Source organism: Streptomyces sp. Je 1-79 (assembly GCF_025195125.1).
In the GTDB taxonomy this organism is placed as follows: domain Bacteria; phylum Actinomycetota; class Actinomycetes; order Streptomycetales; family Streptomycetaceae; genus Streptomyces.
In genome coordinates this window covers 397961-423604 of record NZ_JAMGSL010000002.1, presented here as the reverse complement: position 1 = coordinate 423604, position 25644 = coordinate 397961, and the positions used below count along the sequence as shown (strand labels likewise).

Annotated in this window: 23 protein-coding genes and 3 pseudogenes; 19 read left to right on the top strand and 7 right to left on the bottom strand. The window is 72.3% G+C overall.

Annotation, left to right across the window (positions count from 1 at the left end):
* Positions 1 to 205: 205 nt before the first annotated feature.
* The gene (locus tag M5362_RS04765; protein ID WP_260226026.1) at positions 206 to 877 is read right to left on the bottom strand and encodes an enoyl-CoA hydratase-related protein; all 672 of its coding nucleotides are present in this window, start codon (positions 875 to 877) and stop codon (positions 206 to 208) included.
* A 403-nt stretch (positions 878 to 1280) separates the two neighbouring features.
* Entirely contained in the window at positions 1281 to 2240 is a 960-nt protein-coding gene (locus M5362_RS04760) for a LuxR family transcriptional regulator (protein WP_260226025.1), read from the bottom strand.
* A 338-nt stretch (positions 2241 to 2578) separates the two neighbouring features.
* On the opposite strand from M5362_RS04760, the gene M5362_RS04755 reads away from it, so the two are divergent.
* The 3 genes from M5362_RS04755 to M5362_RS04745 all read left to right on the top strand — a co-directional run bounded on the left by M5362_RS04755 (position 2579) and on the right by M5362_RS04745 (position 6981).
* Positions 2579 to 3775, top strand: a complete 1197-nt coding sequence (locus M5362_RS04755; RefSeq protein ID WP_260226024.1) for a S8 family peptidase — start codon at positions 2579 to 2581, stop codon at positions 3773 to 3775.
* A 124-nt stretch (positions 3776 to 3899) separates the two neighbouring features.
* Positions 3900 to 5321, top strand: a complete 1422-nt coding sequence (locus M5362_RS04750) for a M14 family zinc carboxypeptidase (protein WP_260226023.1) — start codon at positions 3900 to 3902, stop codon at positions 5319 to 5321.
* 112 nt (positions 5322 to 5433) lie between these two features.
* A complete protein-coding gene (locus M5362_RS04745; protein WP_260226022.1) occupies positions 5434 to 6981 on the top strand; it encodes an ABC transporter substrate-binding protein in 1548 nt (515 codons plus the stop codon).
* A 66-nt stretch (positions 6982 to 7047) separates the two neighbouring features.
* Here M5362_RS04745 and M5362_RS04740 read toward each other — a convergent pair whose 3' ends face one another.
* A complete protein-coding gene (locus M5362_RS04740; RefSeq protein WP_260226021.1) occupies positions 7048 to 8331 on the bottom strand; it encodes an MFS transporter in 1284 nt (427 codons plus the stop codon).
* A gap of 142 nt (positions 8332 to 8473) precedes the next feature.
* Between M5362_RS04740 and M5362_RS04735 the strand changes: the two genes are divergently transcribed.
* From M5362_RS04735 to M5362_RS04710, 6 genes are read left to right on the top strand one after another with little or no spacing between them, the layout of a single operon-like run.
* Positions 8474 to 9523 (top strand): ABC transporter substrate-binding protein, encoded by a 1050-nt coding sequence (locus M5362_RS04735; protein WP_260226020.1) that lies wholly within the window; start codon positions 8474 to 8476, stop codon positions 9521 to 9523.
* Positions 9513 to 10697 carry an iron ABC transporter permease gene (locus M5362_RS04730; RefSeq protein ID WP_260226019.1) on the top strand — a complete coding sequence of 395 codons (1185 nt, stop codon included), beginning with the start codon at positions 9513 to 9515 and terminating at the stop codon, positions 10695 to 10697. The genes M5362_RS04735 and M5362_RS04730 overlap by 11 nt, the downstream gene beginning before the upstream one ends.
* Entirely contained in the window at positions 10694 to 11503 is an 810-nt protein-coding gene (locus M5362_RS04725; protein WP_260226017.1) for an ABC transporter ATP-binding protein, read from the top strand. The genes M5362_RS04730 and M5362_RS04725 overlap by 4 nt, the downstream gene beginning before the upstream one ends.
* 11 nt (positions 11504 to 11514) lie before the next feature.
* Positions 11515 to 12378, top strand: a complete 864-nt coding sequence (locus tag M5362_RS04720; RefSeq protein ID WP_260226016.1) for a Rossmann-like domain-containing protein — start codon at positions 11515 to 11517, stop codon at positions 12376 to 12378.
* Positions 12375 to 13568 (top strand): GHMP kinase, encoded by a 1194-nt coding sequence (locus tag M5362_RS04715; RefSeq protein ID WP_260226015.1) that lies wholly within the window; start codon positions 12375 to 12377, stop codon positions 13566 to 13568. Before M5362_RS04720 ends, M5362_RS04715 begins: the two co-directional genes overlap by 4 nt.
* The gene (locus M5362_RS04710) at positions 13489 to 14517 is read left to right on the top strand and encodes a pyridoxal-phosphate dependent enzyme (protein ID WP_260226014.1); all 1029 of its coding nucleotides are present in this window, start codon (positions 13489 to 13491) and stop codon (positions 14515 to 14517) included. Before M5362_RS04715 ends, M5362_RS04710 begins: the two co-directional genes overlap by 80 nt.
* 33 nt (positions 14518 to 14550) lie before the next feature.
* Here the strand turns inward: M5362_RS04710 and M5362_RS04705 are convergent.
* Positions 14551 to 14667, bottom strand: a pseudogene (locus M5362_RS04705) (TerD family protein); the annotation flags it as partial.
* On the opposite strand from M5362_RS04705, the pseudogene M5362_RS33105 reads away from it, so the two are divergent.
* The 6 genes and pseudogenes from M5362_RS33105 to M5362_RS04680 form a co-directional block, all read left to right on the top strand.
* A pseudogene (locus M5362_RS33105) lies at positions 14638 to 15039 on the top strand (two-component sensor histidine kinase); the annotation flags it as partial. The pseudogenes M5362_RS04705 and M5362_RS33105 sit on opposite strands and share 30 nt — an antisense overlap.
* 112 nt (positions 15040 to 15151) lie before the next feature.
* Positions 15152 to 15700: a HAMP domain-containing sensor histidine kinase gene (locus M5362_RS33100; protein WP_308354847.1), complete on the top strand. Its 549-nt coding sequence runs from the start codon at positions 15152 to 15154 to the stop codon at positions 15698 to 15700.
* 309 nt (positions 15701 to 16009) lie between these two features.
* Positions 16010 to 17020, top strand: coding sequence for a LacI family DNA-binding transcriptional regulator (locus tag M5362_RS04695; RefSeq protein WP_260226013.1), 1011 nt, complete (start codon positions 16010 to 16012; stop codon positions 17018 to 17020).
* 257 nt (positions 17021 to 17277) lie between these two features.
* A pseudogene (locus M5362_RS04690) lies at positions 17278 to 17835 on the top strand (DUF3459 domain-containing protein); the annotation flags it as partial.
* A gap of 122 nt (positions 17836 to 17957) precedes the next feature.
* The gene (locus M5362_RS04685; protein WP_260226012.1) at positions 17958 to 18173 is read left to right on the top strand and encodes a hypothetical protein; all 216 of its coding nucleotides are present in this window, start codon (positions 17958 to 17960) and stop codon (positions 18171 to 18173) included.
* 132 nt (positions 18174 to 18305) lie between these two features.
* Positions 18306 to 19769, top strand: coding sequence for a toll/interleukin-1 receptor domain-containing protein (locus tag M5362_RS04680; protein WP_260226011.1), 1464 nt, complete (start codon positions 18306 to 18308; stop codon positions 19767 to 19769).
* Between the two features lie 166 nt (positions 19770 to 19935).
* Here the strand turns inward: M5362_RS04680 and aspA are convergent, their stop codons facing one another.
* Both aspA and M5362_RS04670 read right to left on the bottom strand, forming a co-directional pair.
* Positions 19936 to 21348, bottom strand: coding sequence for an aspartate ammonia-lyase (gene aspA / locus M5362_RS04675; protein ID WP_260226010.1), 1413 nt, complete (start codon positions 21346 to 21348; stop codon positions 19936 to 19938).
* 64 nt (positions 21349 to 21412) lie between these two features.
* Positions 21413 to 22474 (bottom strand): asparaginase, encoded by a 1062-nt coding sequence (locus tag M5362_RS04670; RefSeq protein WP_260226009.1) that lies wholly within the window; start codon positions 22472 to 22474, stop codon positions 21413 to 21415.
* A gap of 116 nt (positions 22475 to 22590) precedes the next feature.
* On the opposite strand from M5362_RS04670, the gene M5362_RS04665 reads away from it, so the two are divergent.
* Together M5362_RS04665 and M5362_RS04660 are read left to right on the top strand one after the other, a co-directional pair.
* Positions 22591 to 23046: an Lrp/AsnC family transcriptional regulator gene (locus M5362_RS04665; RefSeq protein ID WP_260226008.1), complete on the top strand. Its 456-nt coding sequence runs from the start codon at positions 22591 to 22593 to the stop codon at positions 23044 to 23046.
* A 75-nt stretch (positions 23047 to 23121) separates the two neighbouring features.
* A complete protein-coding gene (locus M5362_RS04660; RefSeq protein ID WP_260226007.1) occupies positions 23122 to 23547 on the top strand; it encodes a cell division protein SepF in 426 nt (141 codons plus the stop codon).
* Between the two features lie 268 nt (positions 23548 to 23815).
* Here M5362_RS04660 and M5362_RS04655 read toward each other — a convergent pair whose 3' ends face one another.
* Positions 23816 to 23992, bottom strand: a complete 177-nt coding sequence (locus tag M5362_RS04655; RefSeq protein ID WP_260226006.1) for a hypothetical protein — start codon at positions 23990 to 23992, stop codon at positions 23816 to 23818.
* On the opposite strand from M5362_RS04655, the gene M5362_RS04650 reads away from it, so the two are divergent.
* Together M5362_RS04650 and M5362_RS04645 are read left to right on the top strand one after the other, a co-directional pair.
* A complete protein-coding gene (locus tag M5362_RS04650) occupies positions 23993 to 25228 on the top strand; it encodes an ATP-binding protein (RefSeq protein WP_260226005.1) in 1236 nt (411 codons plus the stop codon).
* Positions 25221 to 25610, top strand: a complete 390-nt coding sequence (locus M5362_RS04645) for a nucleotide pyrophosphohydrolase (RefSeq protein WP_260226004.1) — start codon at positions 25221 to 25223, stop codon at positions 25608 to 25610. Before M5362_RS04650 ends, M5362_RS04645 begins: the two co-directional genes overlap by 8 nt.
* The last annotated feature ends 34 nt before the right edge of the window (positions 25611 to 25644 follow it).

The window sequence follows — 25644 nt, the reverse complement described above, 5'->3', positions numbered from 1 at the left end:
GGAGCACGTCGATGAACCTGCGTCCGAGGAACTCAGGTGGGCACGCGCGCGTGCGGAGTTGTACCGGACCAACCGCAGCTCGGTATCCAGGAGACGCAGGCCGACCCGGGCTTCGAATCCACTCGGACGAAGGGGAAGCGCGATGCGCTCGAGGCGGCGGGGGCTGTTGTCCTCCTGCCCGCCGCCGCCTGCGCACCATTCGTGTCTAGCCGAGGGGGTTGGCGGAGTCCCGAAGGGTGGCCAGGGCCGGGGCGTACATGCGGGCCTTGATGGTGCCGAGGGTGTCGCCGGCCTTGCCGGCCTGCGCCTGGGCGATCTCGATGGCAGTGGCGCGGACCGCGTCCTCGTCGACTGCGCGGTCCACGATGCCGGCGGTCTGGGCGTCGCCGCCTGCGTAGCGGTGGGCGGTGAGCATCGCAGTGTGGGCGGACTGCGGTGTCAGCCGGGACTGAATGAGGGCGGACATGCCCGGGGTGAAGGGGATGTTGATGTCCGCCTCGGGCAGGCACCAGTAGCCGCGGTCGGCGCGCATCACACGGAAGTCGTGGGCAAGGGAGAACATCGCGCCGGCCGCGAAGGTGTGCCCCTGAAGAGCTGCCACGGTGATGACCGGCAGGGACAGCATCCGCGCGAGGAGCTCGTGGACGGAGATGACGTAGTTCTGGTGCTGGTCGGCATGCGCGAACAGCCACTCCAGGTCCAGCCCGTTCGAGTAGAACTTCCCCGTGGCGGCGGTTACCAGCGCCCGGGGGCCGTCGGCCTTCTCCACCTCGTCCAGTGCGGCATGGACAGAGGCGATCCAGTCGGGGTGGAAACGGTTCTCGCCGTCTCCGAGGTCGAGAACGAAGACGTTGTCCTGGCGGTCAAGGGTGGGCATAGTCGGCTCCTTCGGAGTGGAGCGGTCGAAAGGTGGCAGGTCAAGGCCGCGCCGTGATCGCTCGGGTCAGAGGCCAGTGCCGCACCGGCGTCACGGGGGACTACGGCGGTTTGACGACTACTGGCTTGGACGGACAATAACGTACCTACTAGTAACGTATCTAGGGGATCAGGATCTGGATGCCGGACCGGGTGGGGCATTCTCCGGGATGCCGGCTTCGGGATGTGGCGCGCGGGCAGCCGCTGGGCGGTCCGTCGGGCCCGGTCGGGGGCCTCGATTTTCCACGTCGTGGCCGGCGGTGTCCGCACCTTCCCGGGTCCCCTTGTGGAGACTTGGCCGTTCTCTGCCGTGGGCGGCTTGCGCCCACGGCAGCTTCGGTCGGCCCTCCCGCCTGTCGGACGTGTCAGAGCCAGCCCCTGCGGACCGCCTGGACACCGGCCTGGAAGCGTGTCTCCACGCCCAGTTCGGTCATCAGCTCGGTGAGCCTGCGCCCCACCGTCCGCTCGGTCACGCCGAGGGACCGGGCGATCGTGCGGTCCTTCATGCCGGACGCCATCAGCGACAGCAGCTCGCGGTCCTTGGCGGACGGGCCGCACGGCGCCTCGGTCTCCGTCATGGGCGTGGCGCGCGCCCAGAGGCTCTCGAAGCAGCAGACGAGGACGTCGACGAGTGCCGACTCGTGCACCAGCAGCCGGACGCCCGGGTCCGGGTCGGCGTAGGAGACGGGCAGCAGCGCGGTGGTCCGGTCGACGACGACCATCTTCAGCGTGACGTCCGGCAGAACCCGGGCCTGTTCCCCCGCATCGGTGCAGCGACGCATGGCCGCCATGTGCTCGGGCGACGCCAGCGCCTCGCGGGAGTAGACGAACCGGTAGGCGACACCGTCCGCGAGCCGACGCAGTTCGAGGTCGTTCGGGTTGCTCTGGCCGCCGATGTACGGCGGGGCGTCGACCGCGACGATCTCCTCGCGGGCCTCGAGCTGGAGCCGGGACACCGCGGCCAGGACGGCGTCCTCGCCCTCCAGCAGTTCGACGACCGGCTTCCCCTTGCCCGCGGGACGGGCCCGCATCCGGTCTGCCAGCTCCTCGACGCGCTTGTGCATCTGGGCGAGATCGCCGCGCCGTCGGCTGATCAGCGCGGGCAGAGCCTCGTCGGGCGCGACCAGGGCGTACAGCGGGGGAGTGAAGCCGAGCTGCTGGACGAGCCCGTGGTCGAGGAGACGACGGACGGCGGGGCGCAGTTCGGCCGAGGAGCAGGCGACGCTGTCGGCGAGCTCTTCCGCCGTGGCCCGCTTCAGATCGAGCAGGGCGAGGTAGGCGTCGTTCTCGAGCCGGCCGAGACCGATGGGCTCCAGCAGGAACATGCGTACCTCCCACACCGGCGGTGGGGCGCCGACGTGGGGACTGTAAGTGGCGCTCCTGCGGCCGTCAAGATCCCGCGAACACCCGGCGGAGCGGGGTCATTTCGCCCTCTGTGCACCGTCTGTCCTGCTGCGCCCGCACCCGTCCCGGCAGAACAGGACATTGTCCGGAACCAGAAACGCACAGTGATTTACAGGCCGTTGGACGCGGCCCAATCCTTGTCGTGGTTCCGCCGCGGCCGTTCGTCCCCCACCGACGCGCGGCGGACCCCTCCTGCCGTCCACCCCCACGGGCACAGGCCACCGGGCCACCGGGGCGGCACCGCCATCAAGGAGCACTGATGCACAAGAGATCCGCACTGCCCGCGCGCAGGATAATCGGGACGGCGCTCGCCGCCGTTCTGACCGCCGCCGCGCTCGCCGCAGTGCCGAGCACGGCGACCGCCGCCGAGGGCGGCATCCTGGGAGCCGGCGCACGCGACACCGTCAAGGACAGCTACCTCGTCCTCCTCGAGGACGACACCACGGCGAAGGGTGTCCAGGACCGGACGGCCTCCCTGTCGAAGCGGTACGGCGGCAAGGTGAAGCACACCTACAGCTCCGCGCTCAAGGGCTTCTCGATCAGGATGACCGAGAAGCAGGCCAAGCGGCTCGCCGCCGACCCGGCCGTCGCCTCGGTCGAGCAGGACACCGTGGCCTCCCTGGAGGCGGTCTCCTCCTGGGGGCTCGACCGTGTCGACCAGCAGAGCCTGCCGTTGAACGGGACCTACTCGGCGCCCAACACGGGCGCGGGCGTCACCGCGTACGTCATCGACACCGGTATCCGCACCTCGCACACCGACTTCGGCGGGCGCGCCACCTGGGGCACGAACACCGTCGACAGCAACAACACGGACTGTCATGGGCATGGCACCCATGTGGCCGGTACCGTCGGCGGCACCTCCTACGGTGTCGCCAGGGGCGTCAGGCTGGTGGGCGTCAAGGTCTTCGACTGCGCCGGGGGCACGACCGCCACGGCCATCGCGGCGGGCGTCGACTGGGTCACCCGCAACGCCGTGAAGCCCGCCGTCGCCAACATGAGCTTCAAGAGCTCCAGTCCGGGTGTCGCCACGGCTGTGAGGAACTCCGTCGCCTCCGGCATCGTCAACGTCGCCGCGGCGGGCAACGACTCCGGTTACAACGCCTGCAACATCATCCCGGCCAACGTGCCCGAGGCGATCACCGTCGGGGCGAGCACCCGCACCGACAGCAGGTGGAGCCTCTCCAACATCGGTTCCTGCATCGACATCTTCGCCCCCGGCTCCGACATCGTCTCGGCCGGCATCACGACGAACACCGCCTCCGCGACGATGTCCGGCACCTCGATGGCCACCCCGCACGTGGTGGGCGCCGCCGCGCTCTATCTGTCGGTCGACCGGACGGCCACACCCGCGCAGGTGCACGCCGCCCTCAAGGACAACGCCACCAAGGGCAAGCTGACCGGCATCGGGGCCGGTTCGCCCAACAACCTGCTCAACACCGGCTTCATCGGCCGGTAGTGACGCCCTGACCCCTGAGACGGCCTGTCCGGCCCGGTGCCCGTGTCGACCCGGCTCCGGCACCGGCCGGACAGGCCATGGGTCCCCACCGTCACCACCTCCCCCCACGCCGAACGAGGTCCCTGTGAAAGCGAAGTCGATCCACTGGGCGGCCGTGGCCGCGACCGCCGCGGCCGTCCTGGCCGGCACCGGCTACGGCATGGCCGCACCGGCCGGCCCGAGCGCGGTCGGCGACGACCGCGCCTACGTCTACCGCATCCCCGGCGGCGCGCACCTGCCGCCCGGGAGGCTCGCCGGTCTCGACCTGCTCGAGGACCGCGACGGGGACGATCTGTTCGTCCTCGGCGACGCGGCGACCGCCCTGCATCTGAACTCCGCCGGCCTGCGGCCGAAGGTGGAGCAGAGGCTGGCCCCGGCCGCCTGGGAGCCGCCTCGGCGCAGCGGCCAGGCGCCCGCGCTCACCGCCGCAGTGGCCGAGGAGACGTACTACGGCGGCTACCGCACCGTGAACGCCCAGTACGCCCACCTCGATCAGGTCGCCTCCGACCACGCGTCGCTCGCCACCGTCGTCGACATCGGCGACTCGTGGCGCAAGTCCACCGGCAGGCCCGGCGGTTACGACCTCAAGGCGATCTGCCTCACCAAGAAGCAGAGCGGAAGCTGCCGGCTGACGCCCGACTCCACCAGGCCGCGGTTCCTCGTCCAGGCGCAGGTGCACGCCCGCGAACTGACCACGGGCGAGATGGCCTACCGCTGGATCGACTACCTCACCGACGGTTACGGATCCGACGCCACGGCCACGAAGATCCTGGACACCCGCGAGGTCTGGGTCGTCCCGGTCGGCAACCCCGACGGCGTGGACATGGTCCAACAGGGGTTCACGGGCGGTCCGACGGGTCAGCAGTGGCACCGCAAGAACGCCAACCACACCCATGCCGCCGCCACCTGCGCGGAAGGCCCCGGCACCGGCAGCGGCATCGACCTCAACCGCAACAACAACAGCCACTGGGGTGGCGCGGGCACCAGCTCCCACCCGTGCGACCCGGTCTACAAGGGCAGGTCGGCGGATTCCGAGTCCGAGAACAAGGCGCTCCAGGGCCTCTACCGCAAGCTGTTCCCCGACACCCGCGCCACGGGTGACACGGCGGCCGCCGCGTCCGGCACCAGGGGCATGTTCGTCACCCTGCACAGCTACTCCGACATGGTCCTCTTCCCCTGGGGCTTCGACGGCGACACGGCAAGCGGCAACGACGCCGCGCTCCGGGCCATGGGCAAGGAGATGGCCCGGCTGGCCGGGGGATGGGAGTACGGCCGGCCGGGCGAGATCCTCTACGACGCCAGCGGCGGCCACGACGACTGGATCTACGACCAGCTCGGGGTTCCCGCCTTCACCTGGGAGATCGGGCCGAGCAGCGGCGGCTGCGGGGGCTTCCACCCGGCGTACTCCTGCCAGAACGGCTTCTGGAACAAGGTCAGGCCCATGCTGACGTACGCGGCCGGCAAGGCGGGCAGTCCGTACGGCGGTGCCACCTCCCCCGTCGGCTGACGGCGGACGGCGGTGCCACCCCCCGTCGGCTGACGGCGCCCATGCCGCCGTCCCCGCGTGATCCCCGGAGCGACCGCTCGTCGCCGTGTCCCTGTCGCGAGGAGACCCAAACATGAAACGGAACCGCCTTGCCATCGCGGCCGGCTCGTTCGCCTTACTGGTGATCGGGGGTTGCCAACTGCTGCCGGGCCAGGAGGAGCAACGTCCGATCGTCATCGGGACGGCCAACGCCCTGACGAGTTTCGATCCTGCCGGGGCGTACGACAACGGGTCCTGGGCGGTGTTCAGCAACGTCTACCAGAGCCTGCTGACCTTCGAGGCGGGGTCGCCCAGCCCCAGGCCCGACGTGGCCGAGACGTGCGGATTCACCGACTCCGCGCTCAGGACGTACCGGTGCGAACTCCGTGACGGCGTGGTGTTCTCCAACGGGAACCCGGTCTCCGCCGCGGCGGTGAAGCATTCGTTCGACCGGATCCTGCGCATACGCCATCCGCTGGGGCCGGGGCCGCTGTTCGCGAACCTGCGCTCGGTGGAGGCCCGCGGATCCTTCGTGACCTTTCACCTCCGCACGGCGGATGCCACCTGGCCGCACAAGATCGCCACGGGGGCGGGTTCGATCGTCGATCCGGCGGAGTTTCCCCTCGACCGTCTCCGGGGCAACGCGAGCGCCGTCGGCTCCGGCCCGTACGTGGTCACCTCGTATCGGAAGGGAGAGGCGATCGACCTCGCGTCGAACCCCGCGTACAAGGGGGCCGTGACGAGGAAGAGAGTGCCGGTGAACATCCGCTACTACCCGACGGCGCAGGACGTCGAGAAGGCCTGGAAAGCGGGAACCATCGAGGTCGCCTACAGCGGGCTGCCGTCCGCGGCCCTCGAGCGGCTCGACCCCCGCGACCCGGACGTGAGCCTCTCCGTCGGGGAGAGCGCACACGCCCGCTACCTGGTGATGAACCTGCGCTCCGCACGCAATCCCCTGAAGGACGTCGCCGCCCGCCGGGCCGTCGCCGCCCTCGTCGACCGCGGGCGCCTGGCCGGCGAGGTGTTCAGGTACACGGTGACTCCGCTGTACTCCCTCGTCCCCCAGGGGGTGGTCGGTCACAACACCGCGTTCCTGGACGCATACCCCGAGGCGGATCCCCGGTACGCGGCACAGCGCCTCCGTTCCGCCGGCATCACCACGCCGGTGCCCATCACGCTCGGCCATCAGACCGGCACCGCCGCTCTGGAGGCGGGGGAACTGAAGCGGCAACTGGAGACGGACGGCCTCTTCGAAGTCGAGCTCGTCGAGGAGCGTGACTGGGACGCCTATCAGAACCGTTACCAGCGCGGCGAGTTCGACGCCTTCGTCAGTGCCTGGATCCCCGACTTCGCCGACCCTGAGACCTTCGTCCAGCCGTTGGTCGGTACAGGCAACGTTCTTCACAACGGATACACCTCGACCGAGGTCGACACGGCGATCCGGAACACCCAGCGGCACAGCGATCGCGGGCAGAGCGTCCCGCAGTTCTGGTCGATTCAGGATGCCGTGGCGCGGGATGTCCCCCTGGTTCCCCTGTGGCAGAAGAAGAACCATGTGGTCACCCGCTCCACGGTCATCGGCGGCCACCACCTGGCGGAGGGCAACGCGATCTGGCGGCTGTGGGAGCTGAGACGGCTCTGAACCGAACGCGTGGAAACGTGGCCCTCGCTCTCCTGTGAGGGCCACGTTTCCGTCACTTCCGCGCCTTCACAGCGGCGGCCGTCCGTCAGTGGCGGCCGGGTCCGTGCGCCCGAAGTGGCGGGCCGTGGGTGTCAGGGCCGCCGCCGCCGGTACGAGGAAGCAGGCCGCGGCGCAGACCGTGAGGACGGCGGTGACCCCGAACAGGTCGATGGCCGGGGCGATCAGCGCGAGGCCGACCGGCGCGAGACCGTAGGAGACCAGGAAGTCCAGCGAGGAGACGCGGGCCAGCTTGTCCGGGGCGACCTCGCGCTGGGTGGCCGTGAACCAGGGCACGTTGAACAGTTCGATGCCGACCCCGGCCACGGCGTACGCGGCGACGACCACGACCGGGTGCACGGGCAGCACGAGGCTCAGCGGTGCGAAGCCGTAGGCCGCGAGCCCGGCGAAGGCCGCCCAGCCCTGGGAGCGCGGCCGCAGGCGGGCGATCACCAGGGCGCCACCCAGCGCGCCCACGGTGTACGCGGTCATGGCGGCGGCCAGCACCCACTCGGTGTCGTAGCGGTCCCGGCTGATCAGGGGCAGGGCGACGCTGGTGGCGGAGTAGCCGAGGGCGATGACGGCGACCAGGGCGCCGAGTCCGGCCAGGAACCAGGGATGGCGGCGCGCCTCCCGTATGCCTTCCAGGAACTCCGTACGGAAGCCGGTGCTTTGGGCCGAGCCGGATGCGGCGCCCTTGGGCGGGCCGATCGTGCCCTTGCCGGGGACCAGCGCCGCGACCAGCCAGAGGAGACCGATGCCGAGCAGCAGCGTCCCGACGTCGAGGAGGGCCGCGAGCAGCGCGGTCAGGGCGGGGCCGGCCAGCGTGGAGCTCCGTACCGCCATCGTCATGGCGGCGTTGGCCTGCTGACGGCGCTCGGGGGCGACGGTCTCGGCGGTGAGTGCCTGGAACGCCGGGCGGCAGGCGCCCTGTCCGGCGCCCGCGAGGGCGGCGGCGGCCGCCATCAGCACGACCGAACGGCCGAGCCCGGCGGCGAGGAGCGGCGCGGCGACCGCGGCCGCGAGGGCGGACCAGAGGACGACCGCGCGGCGGGAGTGCCGGTCGGCCAGCACGCCGCCGACGGCGACGGCGACGAGGAAGCCGACGGTGCGGGCGGCGAGCACCAGGCCGAGTCCCGCTCCACCGAGGTCGCGGTGGAGTACGGCGAGCCCGAGGACGAAGGGCAGGGCCCAGGTCGCGAGGCCGGAGGCGGTGGTGCCCGTCCACAGGCGCAGGAAGGCGGGGTCGCGCAGGACCGAACGCGGCGGCGGGGCAGTGGAATTGGCCGTGGTGGGCGCGGGTGTGGTGGACACGGTGTGGGTGCTCCTCGGAGGGCGGGGGCGGGGCGGTGAACCACACCCCGAAGTGGTTAATGAAAACGATTGTCGTTACAGTACCCTTCGAACGCGGCACTCCTGCCCGGTGCCCCCCGCTTCCTCAGACCGGAGATCGCCCATGCGCCACCCCGCCCGTCTCGGCATCGCCCTCACCCTCGCCCTCGCCACCGCGGGCTGCTCCGCGGCCGGCGGCGGCGGTGCCGGAGCGGACTCCGAGCCCGCCGCCAGGTCCACCGCCGCGTCGGCTTCCGCCGCGTCGGCCTCCGTCACCAGTTGCGGCCGCCGGGTGTCCTTCGCCGAACCGCCGCGGCGGACCGTCGCCCTGGACCAGACCTCGACCGAGACCCTGCTCGAACTCGGACTCCAGGAAAGGATGGCGGGCACCGCCAACCTCAAGACGAAGATCCCCGCGCGCTACGAGGCCGCGTACGCCGGGATCCCGGTCATCGCCCCGAAGATCGCCACCGGTGAACAACTGAGGGCCGCCACACCCGACTTCGTCGTCGGTGGCTCCGCGGACCTCTTCACCAAGGACCGGGCCGGCACCCGTGAGGAGCTGGACGCCCTCAAGGTCCCCACCTTCGTCAGCGCCGTCGACTGCCCGCGGCAGAGCCCGGCCGGCGCGACCCCCTTCGAGCTGCTCTTCTCCGACTACGAGAACCTCGGCAAGGTCTTCGGCGCGCAGGAGCGGGCCGACCGGCTGGCGACCGAGCAGCGCGCCGCGGTCGCCAAGGCGGGGGAGAACGCCTCCAGGGCCCCCCGGGGCGCGGACCGGCCGACGGTCGTCTACCTCTACTCCGTCTTCAACGGCATGCCGTACGTGGCGGGCGGGACCGGTCTGCCCAGCGAGATGAGCCGGATCGTCGGCGCGAAGAACGCCTTCGACGACGTGGACGAGGACTGGCCGGAGGTCACCTGGGAGGAAGTCGCCGAGCGCGACCCGGACTTCATCGTGATCGGCGACCTGTCCGAGCGCGGACGGCCCGGCGACAGCGCCGCCGAGAAGCGCGCCACGATGACCCGCCACCCCGTGGTCTCGAAGCTGTCCGCGGTCCGCGAAGGCCGGATCCTCACGGTGCCGGGCATCGAGCTGGACCCGTCGGTCCGCTCCGTACACGCGCTCGGGCTGCTGGCCCAGGGGATGAAGGGCCTCGGCCATGTCCGCTGAACCGGACGCCGGGGGAGGTCCGGTCGACCTGCTGCGCCCGGCGGCCCGGGGGCGGGAGGCGGGGCCGGGGGAGTCCGTCGTCACGCGGGCCGTGTCGGGCGGGGGAGGCGCCGCCGCGCCGTCCGGCGGGGGCGTCGCCCTTCGGCCGTACGGAAATGGCACGTCCCGGGGTGCCCGGGCTCTCCTCCTGCTCCTCGCCGTGGCCGCTCTGGCGGGCTCGATCGCCGCGGCCGTGCGCGTCGGTACCGCCGACGTGGGCTGGGCGGACCTCGCCCGTGTCCTCGGCGCCCGTCTCGGACTGGACGTGGAGCCCCTGCCCCCGTTGCTGGACTCCCTCGTCTGGGACCTGCGGCTGCCGCGCGTGCTGATGGCCGCCCTCGTCGGGGCCTCGCTCGCCGTGTGCGGCGCGGTGCTCCAGGCGGTCACCCGTAACGCGCTCGCCGACCCCTACCTCCTCGGCGTCTCCTCCGGCGCGTCGGCGGGAGCCGTGGCCGTCGTCGTCCTCGGGGTCGGCGCGAGCACGCTCGGGGTCACCGGCGGTGCGCTCGCCGGCGCGCTGCTCTCCTTCGCGCTCCTGCTCCTTCTGCTGCGGCGCACCGGCCTCGACTCCGTACGGATCGTCCTCACCGGAGTCGTCATCGGCCAGCTCTTCACCGCGCTGACCTCGCTCGTCCTGATGGCCTCGGCGGACGCCGACACCACGCGGGCGGTCACCCACTGGCTCCTCGGCTCGATGGCGCCGGCCCGCTGGGACACGGTCGTGGTCTGCGCGATCGTCACCCCGCTCGGTCTCGCGGTCGCGTGGCTCCGCTCGAACGCCCTCGACGGGCTCGCGTTCGGCACCGACACCGCCGCCTCCCTCGGCATCGGCGTACGGCGCACCCGGATGCTCCTGCTCGTGGTCACCGCCGCCCTGACGGCGGTCGCGGTGGCCACCGTCGGCGCCATCGGCTTCGTCGGGCTGATCGTCCCCCACGGGGTGCGGTTCCTCGTGGGGCCGTCGCACCGGGTGCTGCTGCCGTACGCGGCGCTCGCGGGCGCGGTGTTCCTGGTGTGGACGGACGCGCTCGCCCGGATCGCCTTCGCGCCGCGCGAGGTCCCGGTCGGCGTGATCACCGCCCTGCTCGGCGTACCGCTCTTCCTCCTCGTCCTGCGCAAGCGGGGTGAGCTGTGAGGATCACCGCCGAGACGCTCAGCTGGTCGGTGGCCGGCACCCCGGTCGTACGGGAGGTCGACGCGGACATCGCCCCCGGCGAGACCGTCGGGCTGCTCGGCCCCAACGGCTCGGGCAAGTCCTCGCTGCTGCGCTGCCTGGCCGGCCTGCGGGCCCCCGACACCGGCACGGTCCGCTACGACGGCGAATCCGTACGGGACTGGAGTGCGCGCCGGATCGCCCGTCACGTCGCGTTCGTCGAACAGGGCTCGGGTGCCGACAGCGATCTGCGGGTCGCGGACGTCGTCGGCCTGGGCCGTACTCCCTTCCGGGACCGCTGGCGCGGACCGGACGCCACCGACCGGGCCGTGGTCGCCGCCGCGCTGGAACGTGTCGGACTCACCGCACTCGCCGGCCGCTCCTGGAAGGCGCTGTCCGGCGGCGAGCGGCAGCGCGCCCACATCGCCCGCGCGCTGGCCCAGCAGCCGTACGCGCTCCTGCTGGACGAGCCGACCAACCACCTCGACGTCAAGCACCAGTTGGAGCTGATGGAGCTGCTGGCCGGCACCGACCAGACGGTCCTGGTCGCGCTGCACGACCTGTCGCTCGCCGCCCGCTACTGCGACCGGCTGCTGCTCCTGCACCACGGCCGCCTCGTCGCCTCCGGCACCCCTGCCGCCGTACTGACGGCCGAGCGGCTCGCCGAGGTCTTCGAGGTGGACGCCGCGCTCACCACCGACGCGCTGGGGCACCCGGCCGTCACCTACCGCGGCCCGCTGGGCACGCGACGCCGGACCGCCGTCCCGGCACCCCAACCCGCCCTGTGAGAAGGAAACCCATGGCTCTGGCCCCCTCCACCCCTGTACTTTCCACCCCTAACCCAGTCCTTTCCGTCGAGGCGCTCGTCGAGGCGGTTCTGGCCGGCGAGCACGGCCCGCTTCCCTCGGAACTCGTCGCGACCAGCGTGTTCTGGATCCACCACGGCACCCGCCTGGCGGGCGGTGACACGACCTACCTCAATCAGTACGTCCTGGTCCGCCTCGGCGGCTCCTTCGGCGGCTGCGCCTTCGAGGCCGGCGAGATCGACCCGTCGGTCTGCCGCGACTCCTCCGGCACCCCGCTCGACGTCCTGCTGCGCGAGGCCCCGCGCCCCCTGCGGATCGCCGCCCTCGACGCCTACCTCTCCGAGGTCCGCCCGCACCGCGTCGCCGGGGAGTCGGGCGAGGCCGAGCCCGTGACCCTGCCCTCCGGCGCCCCGGAGGTCCGTGCGAAGGCCCGCGACGCGGCCATCGCCGGGCTGCTCGACATCGAGCAGGGCGCCACGGTCGGTCTCATCGGCGTCGTCAACCCGCTGGTCGCGGCGATCCGTGAGCGCGGCGGCGAGCCGCTGCCCTGCGACTTCAACCTCAAGGCCACCCAGTGGGGCGACCCCGTCACGGCCGACATGCACGAGGTGCTCGACCGCGCCGAAGCCGTCGTGGCCACCGGGATGACCCTGAGCAACGGCTCGTTCGACACCGTCCTGGAGCGCTGTCGGTCCCGGGGCATCCCGCTGATCGTCTACGCGCAGACCGGCAGCGCCGTCGCCCGCGCCTTTCTCGGCTCGGGTGTGACCGCCCTGTCGGCGGAGCCGTTCCCCTTCTCCCAGTTCAGCGCCGAGGAGACGGCCCTGTACCGCTACCGGACGGTGGGCGGCGCGTGACCCCGACCACCCACCCCCTGGCCGTGGCGGGCACGATGGCCCACCGCCCGGCCGTGGCGGGCACGGCCGCCCACCGTCCGGCTCCCCAGAGTCCGGCCGCCCACCACCCGGCCGGGGCGGACACGGCCCGCCACCCGGCCCTGCCGGGCAGGGCGGCCCACAGTCCGGCCGTACCCGATGCCGGTGCCCTCCCCACCGGCACCGGGTACGCGCCGTGCCACCACGGCGAGATCCTCCAGGGGGCGTTCCTCGACGGCGAAGGGCGCACGTGCGCCGGCCTGGTCACCCTCCCCATGGCCGGCCCCGGCAGCCGCGCCCGGTTCGCCCGCCGCCCCGGTACCGCACCCGAAGCGCTCACCGTCGTACCCGCCGACCGCACGAAGGCCGCGGACGCCGCGGCGCTGACGGTCGTGGAGTGCGCGCGGCGAGCGGGACTCCCGCCCTCGGGCGGGGAGTTGAGGCTCGTGGGGGACATCCCGGTGGGGCTGGGCATGGGCAGCTCGACCAGCGACGTGATCGCCACCGTCCGCGCCGTCGCCGACTCGTACGGGCTGCGGCTCGCCCCCGAGACGGTCGCCCGGCTGGCCGTCCGGGCGGAACTGGCCTGCGATCCGCTGATGCTGGACGGCCGTCCGGTGCTCTTCGCCCAGCGGGAGGGCCGGGTCCTGGAGATCCTCGGCCCGGCCCTCCCGCCCCTGGTCGTCGTGGGCTGCACGCTCGGCGGGGGCGCGCCCGTGGACACGCTCGCCCTGCCCGCACGGGAGGCCGCCGACGTCGACATCCGGGAGTACGAGCGGCTGCGCGCACTGCTGCGCCGTGCGGTGGCCACCGGAGACGCCGGGCTCCTGGGCGAGGTCGCCACCGCAAGCGCCCGGCGCGGCCAACAGGTCCTTGGCCACCCGGAGTTCGACACCTTGACGGCCGTCGCGCGGCAGGTCGGTGCGGCGGGCGTACAGATCGCGCACAGCGGCGCGGTGGCGGGCGTGCTCCTCGACCCGGCCGCGCCGGGGCTGCGGCACCGTGTGCGCCACTGCCTGCGCGCCCTGGACTCCCACGGCATCCCCGCCACCCGGACCTTCACGACCTTCCCCACCACCAAGGAGTTCCTGAATGGACCAGCACATCGCGGAGGCGATCGGCCGGCCGGACCTGATACGCCTCGACGACCGGCTCGTCTGCCTGCGCTTTGAGACGATGAAGGTGGTCTCGGCCCTCGCCGCGGTGCGCCACCTGCTCGACACCGGAACCGTACGGCCCGGGGACACGCTCCTGGACAGCTCCAGCGGCATCTACGCGTACGCGCTCGCCCTGGCCTGTCACCGGCACGGCATGCGCTGCCACATCGTCGGCTCGACGACGGTGGACCGGACGCTGCGGACCCAACTGGCCGTCCTCGGCGCCACGCTGGAACAGATGGATCCGTGCGACGACCTCAAACTCGACCAGAAGCGGCGGGTGGAGCGCATCCACGAGATCCTCGCCGCGCACCCCGAGTACCACTGGATGCGGCAGTACCACGACGACATCCACTACCTCGGCTACCGTGCGATCGCCGACCGGATCCGCGAGGCCACCGGCGGGGAGGGGCTCACCCTCGTCGGCGGGGTCGGCTCGGGCGCCTCGACCGGCGCCCTCGCCCGCCGGCTGCGCACAGCCCCGGGCGGCCCGGCCGACGTCCGGCTCGTGGGCGTGCAGCCGTACGGCAGCGTGACCTTCGGCGCCGAGCACGTCGCCGACCCGGAGATCATCATCGCCGGGATCGGCAGCTCCATCCCCTTCGGCAACGTCTCGCACGAGCTGTACGACACCCTGCACTGGATCTCCTTCGACGCGGCGCTGTCCGGCAGCGTCGACCTGCTGCGCAGACACGCGGTCTTCGCGGGCCTGTCGACCGGCGCCGGCTACCTCGCCGCGCACCACGAACGCGAGCGCGACGCCGGGCGGACGGTCCTCTTCATCGCCGCCGACACCGGCCACCGCTACGTCGACACGGTCTTCGCCCGCCACGACGAGGCCACCCCGCTCAAGAACCTCGCCCCCCGGGACGTCTCCGACCAGAGCGAACTGGCGCTCCCATGGTCCCGGATGCCCTGGAACCGCACCCGCCCGGAGGCCGCCCCGGCGGCCACGGTCCGGTAGGGGCGTCGGCCTTCCGGACGTCGCCCGCCTCGTTCAACCGGCGATGTCGACTCCGTAGTCGCGTGCGAGGCCGGCGAGTCCGTGGTCATAGCCCTGCCCGACGGCGCGGAAGCGCCAGACGTGGCCCCGGCGGTAGATCTCGGCGAGGAGCGAGGCGTACGTGTACGGGCAGGCGCCGTCCGCGCGGAGGTAATCGCCCAGGAGGGCCGCCCGTTCACGGTTCCCGCGCACGACGGAGACGGCCACAGCTGGCGGGTCGTCGCACTCGACCAGCCCGCCGAGGTCTTCCCGCCCGGACGGTCCGACGTTCGGGGGAGCGTTCTCGTGGCCACCTCCCTCGAAGAGGTCGACCGCACCATCGCCGAGGCCAGGAACCTGTCGCTGACGGTGGGGACCGCCCTGTTCGCGGTCCTGGCCGTCGCCGGCTGGTTCGCCGTCCGCTCCGGGCTGCGCCCCCTGACCCGCATCGAGGAGACCGCGACGGCCATCACCGCAGGCGACTACTCCCACCGCGTCCCGGAACTGGCCGCTCCTCACACCGAGGTGGGACGCCTCACCGCCTGCCTCAACCAGATGCTCAGCCAATTCCCGGATCGCCGCGGAGTCCGAACGCCTCACCCGACTCGTGGAGGAAATGCTGCTCCTCGCCCGACTCGACGAGGACGGCCACGACCCGTCGGCGTCGGCGGCGTTCGCCCTCGACCTCGCGCCCATGGACCTCCGTACGCTGGTGGCGGACGCCCTTCACGACGTACGAGCCCTCGACACGACCCGCGCGGTGACCCTGACCGGTCCCGGTGGCGGGAAACCGTCCACGGCCCCGGCCGTCGCGGACGAGGCCCGGCTCCGCCAGGTCGTCTCCAACCTGATCGGCAACGCCGTCACCCACACCCCTCCCGGCACCCCCGTCCGGATCGGCGTCGGCACCGCGGGCCCGTACGCCGTCCTCGAAGTCGCCGACCGGGGCCCCGGTCTGACCGAGGCCGAACGCGACCGGGTCTTCGACCGCTTCTACCGTGCCGACGACTCCCGCACCCGCGCCACCGGCGGCTCCGGGCTCGGCCTCGCCATCGCCCAGGCCCTCGTCACCGCGCACGGCGGCCGCATCACCCTCGATACCGCCCCGGGCCAGGGCTGCACGTTCCGCATCGCGCTCCCTCTCCCCGAGCCGACGGGCTCATGACTCGGCCAGACCGTGTGGCCATCCGTCGGCGGGGGCGCCGGGACGGCGTCGGACGGGCGCTCGCGAGCGGGCCGACGCGGGTTGCGTTCTTCCGCAAGCATTTGCGCGCCGCTTCCGTCCCACCGGCGGCAGGAGGCGGGCCGAGGACAGCCGCCGAGCCGCCGGCTCCGCGGGCCGAGCCGCCGTTTGTGCGGGCCAAGCCGCCGATTCCGCAGGTGGACGGCCCCGCGCTCCGGCCTGTGGCGGGCGGAGCATACGAGGCAGGAAGCGACGCAACAATCTTGCGGGTCTTGCGATAGTCTTGCGTTCATGACGCGACGACTTGCTCAAGTAGCCAAGAAGGTGGGGGTCAGCGAGGCGACGGTCAGCCGTGTGCTCAACGGCAAGCCCGGTGTCTCCGAGGCGACGCGGCAGTCCGTCCTCACGGCGCTGGACGTGCTCGGCTACGAGCGGCCCACGCAGCTGCGCGGCGAGCGAGCGCGCCTCGTCGGGCTGGTCCTGCCGGAGTTGCAGAACCCCATCTTCCCCGCGTTCGCGGAGGTCATCGGCGGCGCGCTCGCCCAGCAGGGGCTGACGCCCGTGCTGTGCACGCAGACCAAGGGCGGTGTCTCCGAGGCCGACTACGTGGATCTCCTCCTCCAGCAGCAGGTGTCCGGCGTGGTCTTCGCCGGAGGGCTGTTCGCGCAGGCGGACGCGCCGCACGACCACTACCACCAGCTGGCGGAGCGCAACATCCCGGTGGTCCTCATCAACGCGTCCATCGCCGGGCTCAACTTCCCCTGCGTCTCCTGCGACGACGCCGTCGCCGTCGAGCAGGCCTGGCGCCACCTCGCGTCCCTCGGGCACGAGCGGATCGGACTCGTCCTCGGCCCTAACGACCACGTCCCTTCGCGGCGCAAGCTGGAGGCGGCCCGCGCGGTGGCCGAGGCCGCGGGCGCGAAGCTGCCCGACGAGTACGTCGTACGCTCGATCTTCTCGCTCGAAGGAGGCCAGGCGGCCGCCAACCGCCTCCTTGAGCGGGGGGTCACCGGCATCGTGTGCGCCAGCGACCCGCTCGCCCTGGGCGCGATCAGGGCCGCGCGCAGGCGGGGGCTCTCGGTTCCGTCGCAGGTGTCCGTCGTCGGCTTCGACGACTCCGCCTTCATGAACTGCACCGAGCCGCCGCTCTCCACGGTCCGCCAGCCCATCGAGGCGATGGGGCGCGCGGCGGTCGAGCTGCTCTGCGCCCAGATCCAGGGCACGCAGACCGACCCCGGCGAGCTTCTCTTCGAGCCCGAACTCGTCGTCCGAGGCTCGACGGCACCGCCCCCGGTGGGCTGACCCGACTGCCACCCCCGCTCGGCCGACCCCGCTCGGCCGAGCCCGGCGCCGCCCCCTTCCCGGCCGGCACCCAACTCCGCGCCCGAAGCGCCGTCCGCGCCCCCGCCCCGCCCCTCATCGTTCCCCGACGCCGGAGTCGCACGTCGTTGACCTGCGCGGATGTGACGCCCCAACTTCCGGTTCCCCCGTGGCGCAAAGGATTAACGAGAACGCTCAATAAGCCAGCATCTCGCCATCATTCACTGTCAGAGTTCTACCTCGGCCTCGGTGCCCGGCGCGCACGCGCCGCCGCCCTGCTGACCCTTGCGCTCCCCGGTTCCGTCTACGCGTACCAGGGCGAGGAACTGAGTGCCGAGACCGACACCCCGCTCGACCGCATCCAGGATCCGATGCGTGCCCGCACCGACGGCGTCGACCCCGGACGCGACGGCTGCCGGGTGCCTGTGCTGTGGACCGCCGAAGCACCCTGGTAGGGCTTCGGCCCGTACGCCGAGCCGTGGCTGCCGCAGCCTGCGGAGTGGGCCCGCTACGCGGTCGACCGCCAGGACACGGACCCGGATTCGATGCTCGCGCTGTACCGGACGGCCCTGGCGCTCCGCCGGACCGAACCGGGCTTCAGTGACGGCCCGATGGGCTGGCTGCCCGCCGGCGAGGACGTACTCGCCCTCGCCCCGCCGGGAGGGCCTCGTCTGCGTCGTCAACCTCTCACGGACGCCCACGACCCTCCCACCGCACGAACACGTCATCCTCTCCAGCGGCCCACTCGAAACCGAGGGCCGTCTGCCTGGGGACTGGCGGTGTGGCTGCGCGTCTGACGGCTCGGGACGATCGGTCCCGTCCCGGCCCTGCCTGACCTCTTCCGTCGGGGGAGGGCAGGCTCACGCCTGCCCCCGCGCGGTGACCGGGCCCCAGGCGCGAACCGCACGGGGGCGGGGCGGTGGAGTCCCTGACGATCAGGTCCGGATCGATCAGGATCTCCTCCGCGCTCGCCGACGGCGACTCCGTCTGGGCGCAGACCAGGCAGGTCTATGGCGCTCAACGCCACTGCCTCGATCGGCTGCGGATGCTCGACTCGGAGCTCGCCGGTCGACCGCACGTCGACCACCGCGCCGTCAACGCCCTTGCCTTCCCTCCGCTGCCGTCACGAGGGTGACCTTCTCGTACCCTCCCAGGCAGCTCTCGCGGAGAGCTTCGTCCATCGGATCGGAGACGATGGCGCAGACGTTGCACCTACCTGCATCGCCCCCCGGTTCGGGGCGGCGTGGGTGGGAGGGGGAAGGGAAGCGTGGGCGGCATCTTCGTCAACTACCGGCAGGGGAATCACATTGAGGCGGTGCGAGACCTGCGGGAGCGGCTCGCTGAGCACTTCGGGGACGAGCAGGTGTTCCTCGACACCGCGTCGATCATGCCGGGCGACCGCTATCCGGACGCGTTACGGCAGCGCCTGACGGACTGCGAGGTGCTCCTCGTGGGCATCCATGAGGGCTGGGCCGACGAACGGAACGAGGCGGGGGCCAGGCGGCTGTTCCTCGAGGAGGACTGGGTCTGCCGCGAGATCGACCTCGCGATGCGCATGGGCACGACCGTCATACCGATACTGCTGGACGGTGCGGTGGCCCCGAGGGCCGAGCAATTGCCGGCCCAGCTAGGCGACCTCGCGAACCGGCAGGCCCACTCGTTGCTGTGCCGTAGCTGGACCACCGACCTACTGCAGTTGATCGCCCTCCTGGAGCACCGGGTGGCGCGGACTTGGCACCCGATCCCGGCGGGACGGCGCAGTCAGGTCATGCAGGATCGATGGCTGGGCACCGCCATCGCCGTGCCGGCGCTCGTCTCCGTGGGGTTCGCTTTCACTCACGAGGGCGCGCAGGCGCGCCCTGGGAGGATTCCCGTCGCTTATCTGGTCGTCGGGTGGTCGGTGTCGCTGATGTGCACCCTTCTAGTGACGGGCTTCGTCGTCCATGCCCTCTTCCGCTCCACCTTCGACGCCTGGGAGCGCGAGCTCCACTCGGTCAGGCACGAGACCTACGTCCGCCGGACCTACCCGGCCGCGGTCACGATAGTGCTCTTCGCGCTGTTCGGTGTGTTCCGGATGGGTGAGCTGGGAGTCCTGCCGTCCTTGGTCGTGGGGCTCGTCGTGGTGCTGGCTGTGGTGCGCACGGCCGCGGCTTCCATCCAGGCCACGAAGCGGGACGAGGACCAGTGGACACGGTGGCCACAGGCGCTGCCGGTACCTGTGTCCCGAAGGGTCCTGCGGCGGGCGATCGCCCGGCTGGACGCGCGGACTCGCCTCTGGTCGTCGCCGCTGACGCGGGAGCAGCGGGAGAAGGCATCCTGGGTGCTCGACGACATCGGCCGGGCTCTCGCAGCGCTGGCGGACGAGACCCGGCGCCCCCGTCTGACCTGGCTGGCGCAGGACCAGCCCTGGCTCCTTCGCACCTACATCCTATGGGTGGCGCTGAACATCACGGTGACCGCAGCGCACACGCTCCCCGCCGCGCTGTCCGGTCCCGGGGCGTGGCGCGACGGCGTTCTGACCGTGGTCGTGGCGCTGGTCAGTCTTGTCCTGGCCCTGGGCACCGTGGAACTCGGATACCGCCGACAGCTCTGGCAGCGCCGTACGGTGCTGGCCGAGGCGGCGGAGCGCAGAGAGCTGCTCGCGAACCGACTGGCGGCTCTGGGCTCCCAGGCCCGTGCGAAGCCGTCCGCACCCGCCGCACGGCCCGAGGAGCTCAAGGAGCCGACGTGAGCGCTCGGCCGAGGTGCGCGGTGGTCGGCCGAGGCGAGCGATCGGCCGGCGTGAGCTATCGGCGTACGTGAGCGACGGCCGGCGTGAGCGGTCGGCCGGCGTGGCGGGGGCGCGGACGACGCCGCTGGTCTGGACAGATCAGCCGACCGGCGGTCCGCTGAGATGATCAGGCGACCGGGCGGACCTCGGCGCCCGTCAGGCGTTCCGGGGTCAGCAGTTCCGCGATGCGTTCCGCCGGCAGGAGGCCCTTCTCCAGGGTGAGTTCGGCGACGCCCCGACCCGTCAGGAGGGCCTCCTTGGCGATCGCGGTCGCGGCCGTGTAGCCGATGTACGGGTTGAGGGCCGTGGCCAGGCCGATGGAGTTCTCGACCGCCGCCCGCAGCTCGTCCACGTTGGCCGTGATGCCCACCACGCAGCGCTCCGCGAGGGTGAGGCAGGCCGCGCGCAGCGAGGTGATGCTCTTCGCCAGGGAGTGCAGGATGATCGGCTCGAAGGCGTTCAGCTGGAGCTGGCCGCCCTCCGCCGCCATCGTGATCGTCATGTCGTTGCCGATCACCTCGAAGGCGACCTGGTTGACGACCTCCGGGATCACCGGGTTGACCTTGCCCGGCATGATGCTCGAACCGGCCTGGACCGCCGGGAGGTTGATCTCGTTCAGGCCGGCCCGCGGCCCCGAGGAGAGCAGGCGCAGGTCGTTGCAGGTCTTGGAGAGCTTGACCGCCAGCCGCTTGAGGACGCCCGAGAGCTGGACGAACGCGCCGCAGTCCTGGGTCGCCTCCACCAGGTTGGCGGAGGTCACCAGCGGCATGCCGGTGATCGCGGCGAGGTGGCGGCGGGCCGTCTCGGCGTAGGCGGCGGGGGCGTTGAGACCCGTACCGATCGCGGTGGCGCCCAGGTTGATCTCGTGGATGAGCTCCACGGCCTCGGCGAGCCGGTTGCGGTCCTCGTCCAGCATCACCGCGTACGTGGAGAACTCCTGGCCCAGCGTCATCGGCACCGCGTCCTGGAGCTGGGTGCGGCCCATCTTCAGGACGTCGCGGAACTCGAAGGCCTTCTCCGCGAACGCGTCCTGGAGCACCGCCGTGGCCTGGAGGAGACCGTGGACGGCCGTGATCGCCGCGATCCGTACGGCGGTCGGGTAGACGTCGTTGGTGGACTGGCTGAGGTTGACGTCCTCGTTGGGGTGCAGGTGCCGGTACTCGCCCTTGGCGTGGCCGAGGAGTTCGAGGGCGCGGTTGGCGACGACCTCGTTGGCGTTCATGTTCGTCGAGGTCCCGGCGCCGCCCTGGACGACGTCGACGACGAACTGCTCGTGCAGCTTGCCGGCGCGGATCTCCCGGCAGGCGGTGACGATGGCGGCCGCCTTCTCCGGGGCGAGCAGGCCGAGTTCCTCGTTGGTCAGCGCGGCGGCCTCCTTGACGGCCGCCAGCGCGTTGATCAGCTGAGGGTAGACGGAGATCGGCGTTCCCGTGATCGGGAAGTTCTCCATCGCGCGCAGGGAGTGGATGCCCCAGTAGGCGTCGACGGGCACCTCCCGCTCTCCGAGGAGGTCGTGCTCACGGCGGGAGACAGTCGTCATGGAGGTGCCTTCGGGGGAGGGGCGGTGAGGAGAGGGGAGAGCGTCGGGGGCGTCGGGGATGACGTCAGGAGGAGCCGTTGAAGCGGGAGCCGGACGCAGTCAGGGCGGGCTCCGGGCGGGCCGGGCCGTTCAACAGGGCGTGCAGCAGCGCCGGGCGGCGCTCCGGGCCGACGTCGGACAGCAGGGTCGCGAGCACGGCCATCCGGGCCTGCCCCGCACGCAGCGTCCCGGCCGGTACGGCTCCGGCGGCCACGAGGTCGACGGCTCCGCCGCCTGTGTAGAGCTCGGCGATCGGGCCGGAGGGCACCCGCGTGCTCAGCGCCACCAGGGTGCCCTGCGCGACCGCCGCCCCGACGGCCTCGGCGATCTCCGGGGTGGCGTTGCCCGCGCCGGTGCCGACGAGGACGACCCCCCGCGCGCCGGCCGAGACGGCGGTGTTCAGGAAGAGGGGGTCCCCGTCGCTGTGGTGCATCACCACGTCGACCCGGGGAAGGTCCTCGACGGCCGCCGTGGGCAGGGGCAGCGGCGTGGGCCGGTCCGGGCTGCGGCGGATGTCGACACTGCCGAACCCGACCTTCCCGAGGACGGCGTCCGAGGGGTCCGCGAACGCGTCCGCCGCCAGGGTCTGCGTCTTCACGGTGCCGCGCGCCGCGTGCACCCGGCCGTCGAAGACCACCAGCACGCCCAGGTCGCGTACGGACGCGGCGACCTGAAGGGCGTCGTACACATTGCCGGGGCCGTCGCCGTCCCCCGTGCCGAGCGGACGCTGGGCGCCGGTGAAGACGACCGGGCGCGCGTCGGAGTGGTGGAGGTCGAGGAAGAACGCGGACTCCTCCAGGGTGTCCGTGCCGTGGGTGACCACCACGCCGTCCACGCCGGGGTCGGCGAGCGCCGCGTGGACCGCGCGCAGCAGGGTGAGCTGGCGGGCGGAGGTCATCCGGGAGCTGTTGACGTTGAAGAGGTCGACGACCTCGACCGTCACGCCCTCGGGCAGCGCCGACGTGGCCAGGACGTCGTCACCGGAGGCGTCGGCGGCGTACCCGGTGCCCTGCCAGCGACTGGCTATCGTGCCGCCCGTGCTGATGAGGGTGATCCGGCGGGGCCGGTCGTCGCGTGTCCACTGCATGTCTGTCTGTCCCGGGGATCGAAGGTCGTCGCCTTCGCAACGATAGGCCAGCTTGTGTCGAATGTGATTGCGAATCCGGCTCCGGAATCGTGAATTCCGGAGTGCATAATTGCGTCATGGACAGGATCGATCGCAGTATCTTGCGCGAACTCCAGGAAGACGGTCGGCTGACCAACCTGGAGCTCGCCCAGCGCATCGGCCTCAGCGCCTCGGCCTGCCTGCGGAGGGTGCGGCAGCTGGAGGAGGACGGCGTGATCCAGGGCTACCGCGCGGTCATCGACCCGGCGGCGGTCGGGCGCGGCTTCGAGGTACTCGTCTCGATCGAGGTCCGGCGCGACCGGGAGACCGTCGAGGCCTTCGAGGAGGCGCTGCGGGACATCCCCGACGTCATCGAGGCGCACCGCCTCTTCGGCAGCCCCGGCTGCCTGCTGCGGATCGCCGTCGCCGACCTCGCCGCGTACGAACGGCTCTGGATCGAGCGGCTGACCTCGCTGACCGGAGTCACCGAGGTCAACTCGCAGATCATCATGAAACGGATCAAGGAACCACGCGGACTGCCGGTCGAACGCTGACCGTTCGCGGATCGCACACCCGATCGGCTCGTGTCGCTGTTGGGCCGAACGGGTGAGTAACGGGAGGATGGGTGCATGAGTAGGTACGAGAGGTACGACGTCACCGACGAGCAGTGGGAGGGCCTCGCCCAGGTCCTGCCCCTGCGGGGTCGTGACGAATGGCCGTCCAGGGTCGACCACCGCACGATGTCCGATCCGTACGAGGACGCCGAGCAGCGCCGCATGATCGTCCTGCGGGTGCAGGTCTTCGCGGACGCCCGCGAGGTCGCCGAGTACCTGATCGCGCAGATTCCCGTGCTCCTCGACCTGACCAGCGCCGACACCGATGTCGCCAAGCGGATCCTGGACTTCAGCAGCGGCGTCGTCTTCGGACTCGGCAGCGTCATGCACCGGGTCGACCGCAACGTCTTCCTGCTCGCACCGGCCGGCACCGAGGTCGAGGGCGCGCCGGACGCGGGGGCCGAGGAGGACGCGGCCGGCGTCGCCGTCCCCCGATCGTAGGAAGATGCCCAGGGCGTAACGGTTCGTCATCCTCGGGCCTGCGTACGGTCCGATCATGGACTCCACCGGCGGCCTCGCGCCCGACCGCACGCATGACTCCGTCTCCTCCTCATCCGCTGTCTCCCATGCCTGTACGACTCCGGTACGGAGCCCGGTCCGGGCCCCGTTACGCGGTCCGGCAGGGGACCGCGCGGCCGGTGAACCGGCGGAGGGAGGCCGGGCGACGACCGGTGAACCGGCGGAGGGAAGGCGGGCGGCCGTCCGCCCGTCAGGCGGTGGTCCGGCTGGCGGTGACCCGTCTGGTGGCGACCCGGTGGGGTGCGGTGACCTGGCGGAGGGCGGTCCGGCCGGCGGTGCCGCGTCCGGTGGGGATGCGGTCGGTGGCGAGGCGGGCGGTCGTGCCGCGGTCGGGGGCGGCGCGCGGCGCCAGGTGCCGGCTCAGCACATGGATCCCTCCGTGCGCCGACCCGCCCGCCCCGTCATCACCGAACTCCGCCTCTCCGCCTTCGCCTCCCACCGCTCCGCCGTCCACCCGCTCGGCCCCGTGACGCTCTTCACCGGGGCCAGCGGCAGCGGCAAGTCCACCGCCCTGCGGGCGTACGAGGCCCTGGCCCGGCTGGGCGCGGGCGAGGACCTGGCCGCCGCCTTCCCCGACGCCGCCGCCTGCGTGCCCGAGCGGGCCCGGCCCGACGCCCAGGGGAGGCGGGGCTTCCGGATCGGCTGCACCGTCGACGGACCGGCCGGGCCCGTCCGACTCGACCTCGCGGTCCAGGTCGAACCCGCACTCCGTATCGTCGGCGAACGGCTCACCTGCCGCGGCCGTACGCTCCTCACCACCGCCCTCCGCGACCCCGGCCGCAGCACCGTCCAGGCCGAGTGGCACACCGCGGGCACCACCCCCGTCACCCGGGCGCCGTTCCCCGACGACCTGCTCGGCACCGCCCTGCTCCCCCTGCGCGTGGCGGGAAAGACGAAGGGGCAACTGGAGGTCCTGGCAGCCGCCGAACAGCTGGTGGTCGCGCTGCGGTCGGTCTTCCCCTGCGACCCGCAGCCGCGGCGGATGCGGGCGCCCGTGCCGATGGGCGAGGGGCGGCTGCGGCGCGGCTGCGACAACCTCGCGGAGGTGCTCCACCGCACCGCCACCGAGTGCGCGCGCCGCCACGCACGCCTCGCCGCGGTGGCGGACGCCGGCTGCGCGGGTGTGGTCACCGGGCTGCGGGTGGAAGAGCTGCCGGACGCGACGGTACGGGCGTTGCTGGAACGCGAGCCGAGGGCCGGCGGCCGGCCGGGCGGGACGACACCCGGGCGGCTCGACGACGACAGGCTTGGCGGGGCGACACCCGGGCGGGTCGGCGACGGCCGGCCGGGCGGGACCCCGTTCGGCCGGCTCGGCGACGGCGAACTGCGCTATCTCGCCCTCGCCCTCGTCCTGCTCACCGGACCCGGCGTGCTCGCCATGGACCAGCTCGCCGAAGTGCCCGCCGCCATGCGGACCCTGACCGTCCTCGCCGACGGACTCGACGGATCCCTGGACGGGCCCCAGCTGCGCGCACTGCTCGGCCTCGCCGCCGGCATCGGCTCCGAGGGGCACATCCGGCTCGTGGGCACGGTCGGGGAGGCTGCCGCGGGATACGCACGCGAGACGCCCGGGGTGTCAGTGGTAGACCTGGCACGTGAGTGAACTGGATGTAGCGGGACTGCAGCGCAGGCTGACCGAGTTCGCGGCCGCGCGCGACTGGCAGCCGTACCACACGCCGAAGAACCTTGCGGCGGCGCTGAGCGTCGAGGCCGCCGAACTGCTGGAGATCTTCCAGTGGTTGACACCGCAGCAGGCGGACCGGGTGATGGAGGATCCGGACACGGCGCACCGGGTGGAGGACGAGGTCGCCGACGTGCTGGCGTATCTCCTCCAGTTCTGCGAGGTGCTGGGCGTCGACGTGCTTGCCGCGCTGTCGGCGAAGATCGACAGGAACGAACTCCGCTTCCCCGCGGGGCGGCGCACGGGAGAAGAAGGGGCCGGCACTGAGGGAGGGGGCGCGGGAGGGGGCGCTCAACGCCACTGAAAACGGTGATCGTCACTCTTCGGAGTGATCGACT

Coding starts and splice junctions, on each gene's coding strand:
- M5362_RS04730 (WP_260226019.1), top strand. CDS start 9,513: ATGTCCGCTGAACCGGACGCCGGGGGAGGTCCGGTCGACCTGCTGCGC.
- M5362_RS04735 (WP_260226020.1), top strand. CDS start 8,474: ATGCGCCACCCCGCCCGTCTCGGCATCGCCCTCACCCTCGCCCTCGCC.
- M5362_RS33100 (WP_308354847.1), top strand. CDS start 15,152: ATGCTGCTCCTCGCCCGACTCGACGAGGACGGCCACGACCCGTCGGCG.
- M5362_RS04695 (WP_260226013.1), top strand. CDS start 16,010: ATGACGCGACGACTTGCTCAAGTAGCCAAGAAGGTGGGGGTCAGCGAG.
- M5362_RS04755 (WP_260226024.1), top strand. CDS start 2,579: ATGCACAAGAGATCCGCACTGCCCGCGCGCAGGATAATCGGGACGGCG.
- M5362_RS04745 (WP_260226022.1), top strand. CDS start 5,434: ATGAAACGGAACCGCCTTGCCATCGCGGCCGGCTCGTTCGCCTTACTG.
- M5362_RS04650 (WP_260226005.1), top strand. CDS start 23,993: ATGGATCCCTCCGTGCGCCGACCCGCCCGCCCCGTCATCACCGAACTC.
- M5362_RS04710 (WP_260226014.1), top strand. CDS start 13,489: ATGGACCAGCACATCGCGGAGGCGATCGGCCGGCCGGACCTGATACGC.
- M5362_RS04720 (WP_260226016.1), top strand. CDS start 11,515: ATGGCTCTGGCCCCCTCCACCCCTGTACTTTCCACCCCTAACCCAGTC.
- M5362_RS04760 (WP_260226025.1), bottom strand. CDS start 2,240: ATGTTCCTGCTGGAGCCCATCGGTCTCGGCCGGCTCGAGAACGACGCC.
- M5362_RS04765 (WP_260226026.1), bottom strand. CDS start 877: ATGCCCACCCTTGACCGCCAGGACAACGTCTTCGTTCTCGACCTCGGA.
- M5362_RS04665 (WP_260226008.1), top strand. CDS start 22,591: ATGGACAGGATCGATCGCAGTATCTTGCGCGAACTCCAGGAAGACGGT.
- M5362_RS04670 (WP_260226009.1), bottom strand. CDS start 22,474: ATGCAGTGGACACGCGACGACCGGCCCCGCCGGATCACCCTCATCAGC.
- aspA (WP_260226010.1), bottom strand. CDS start 21,348: ATGACGACTGTCTCCCGCCGTGAGCACGACCTCCTCGGAGAGCGGGAG.
- M5362_RS04660 (WP_260226007.1), top strand. CDS start 23,122: ATGAGTAGGTACGAGAGGTACGACGTCACCGACGAGCAGTGGGAGGGC.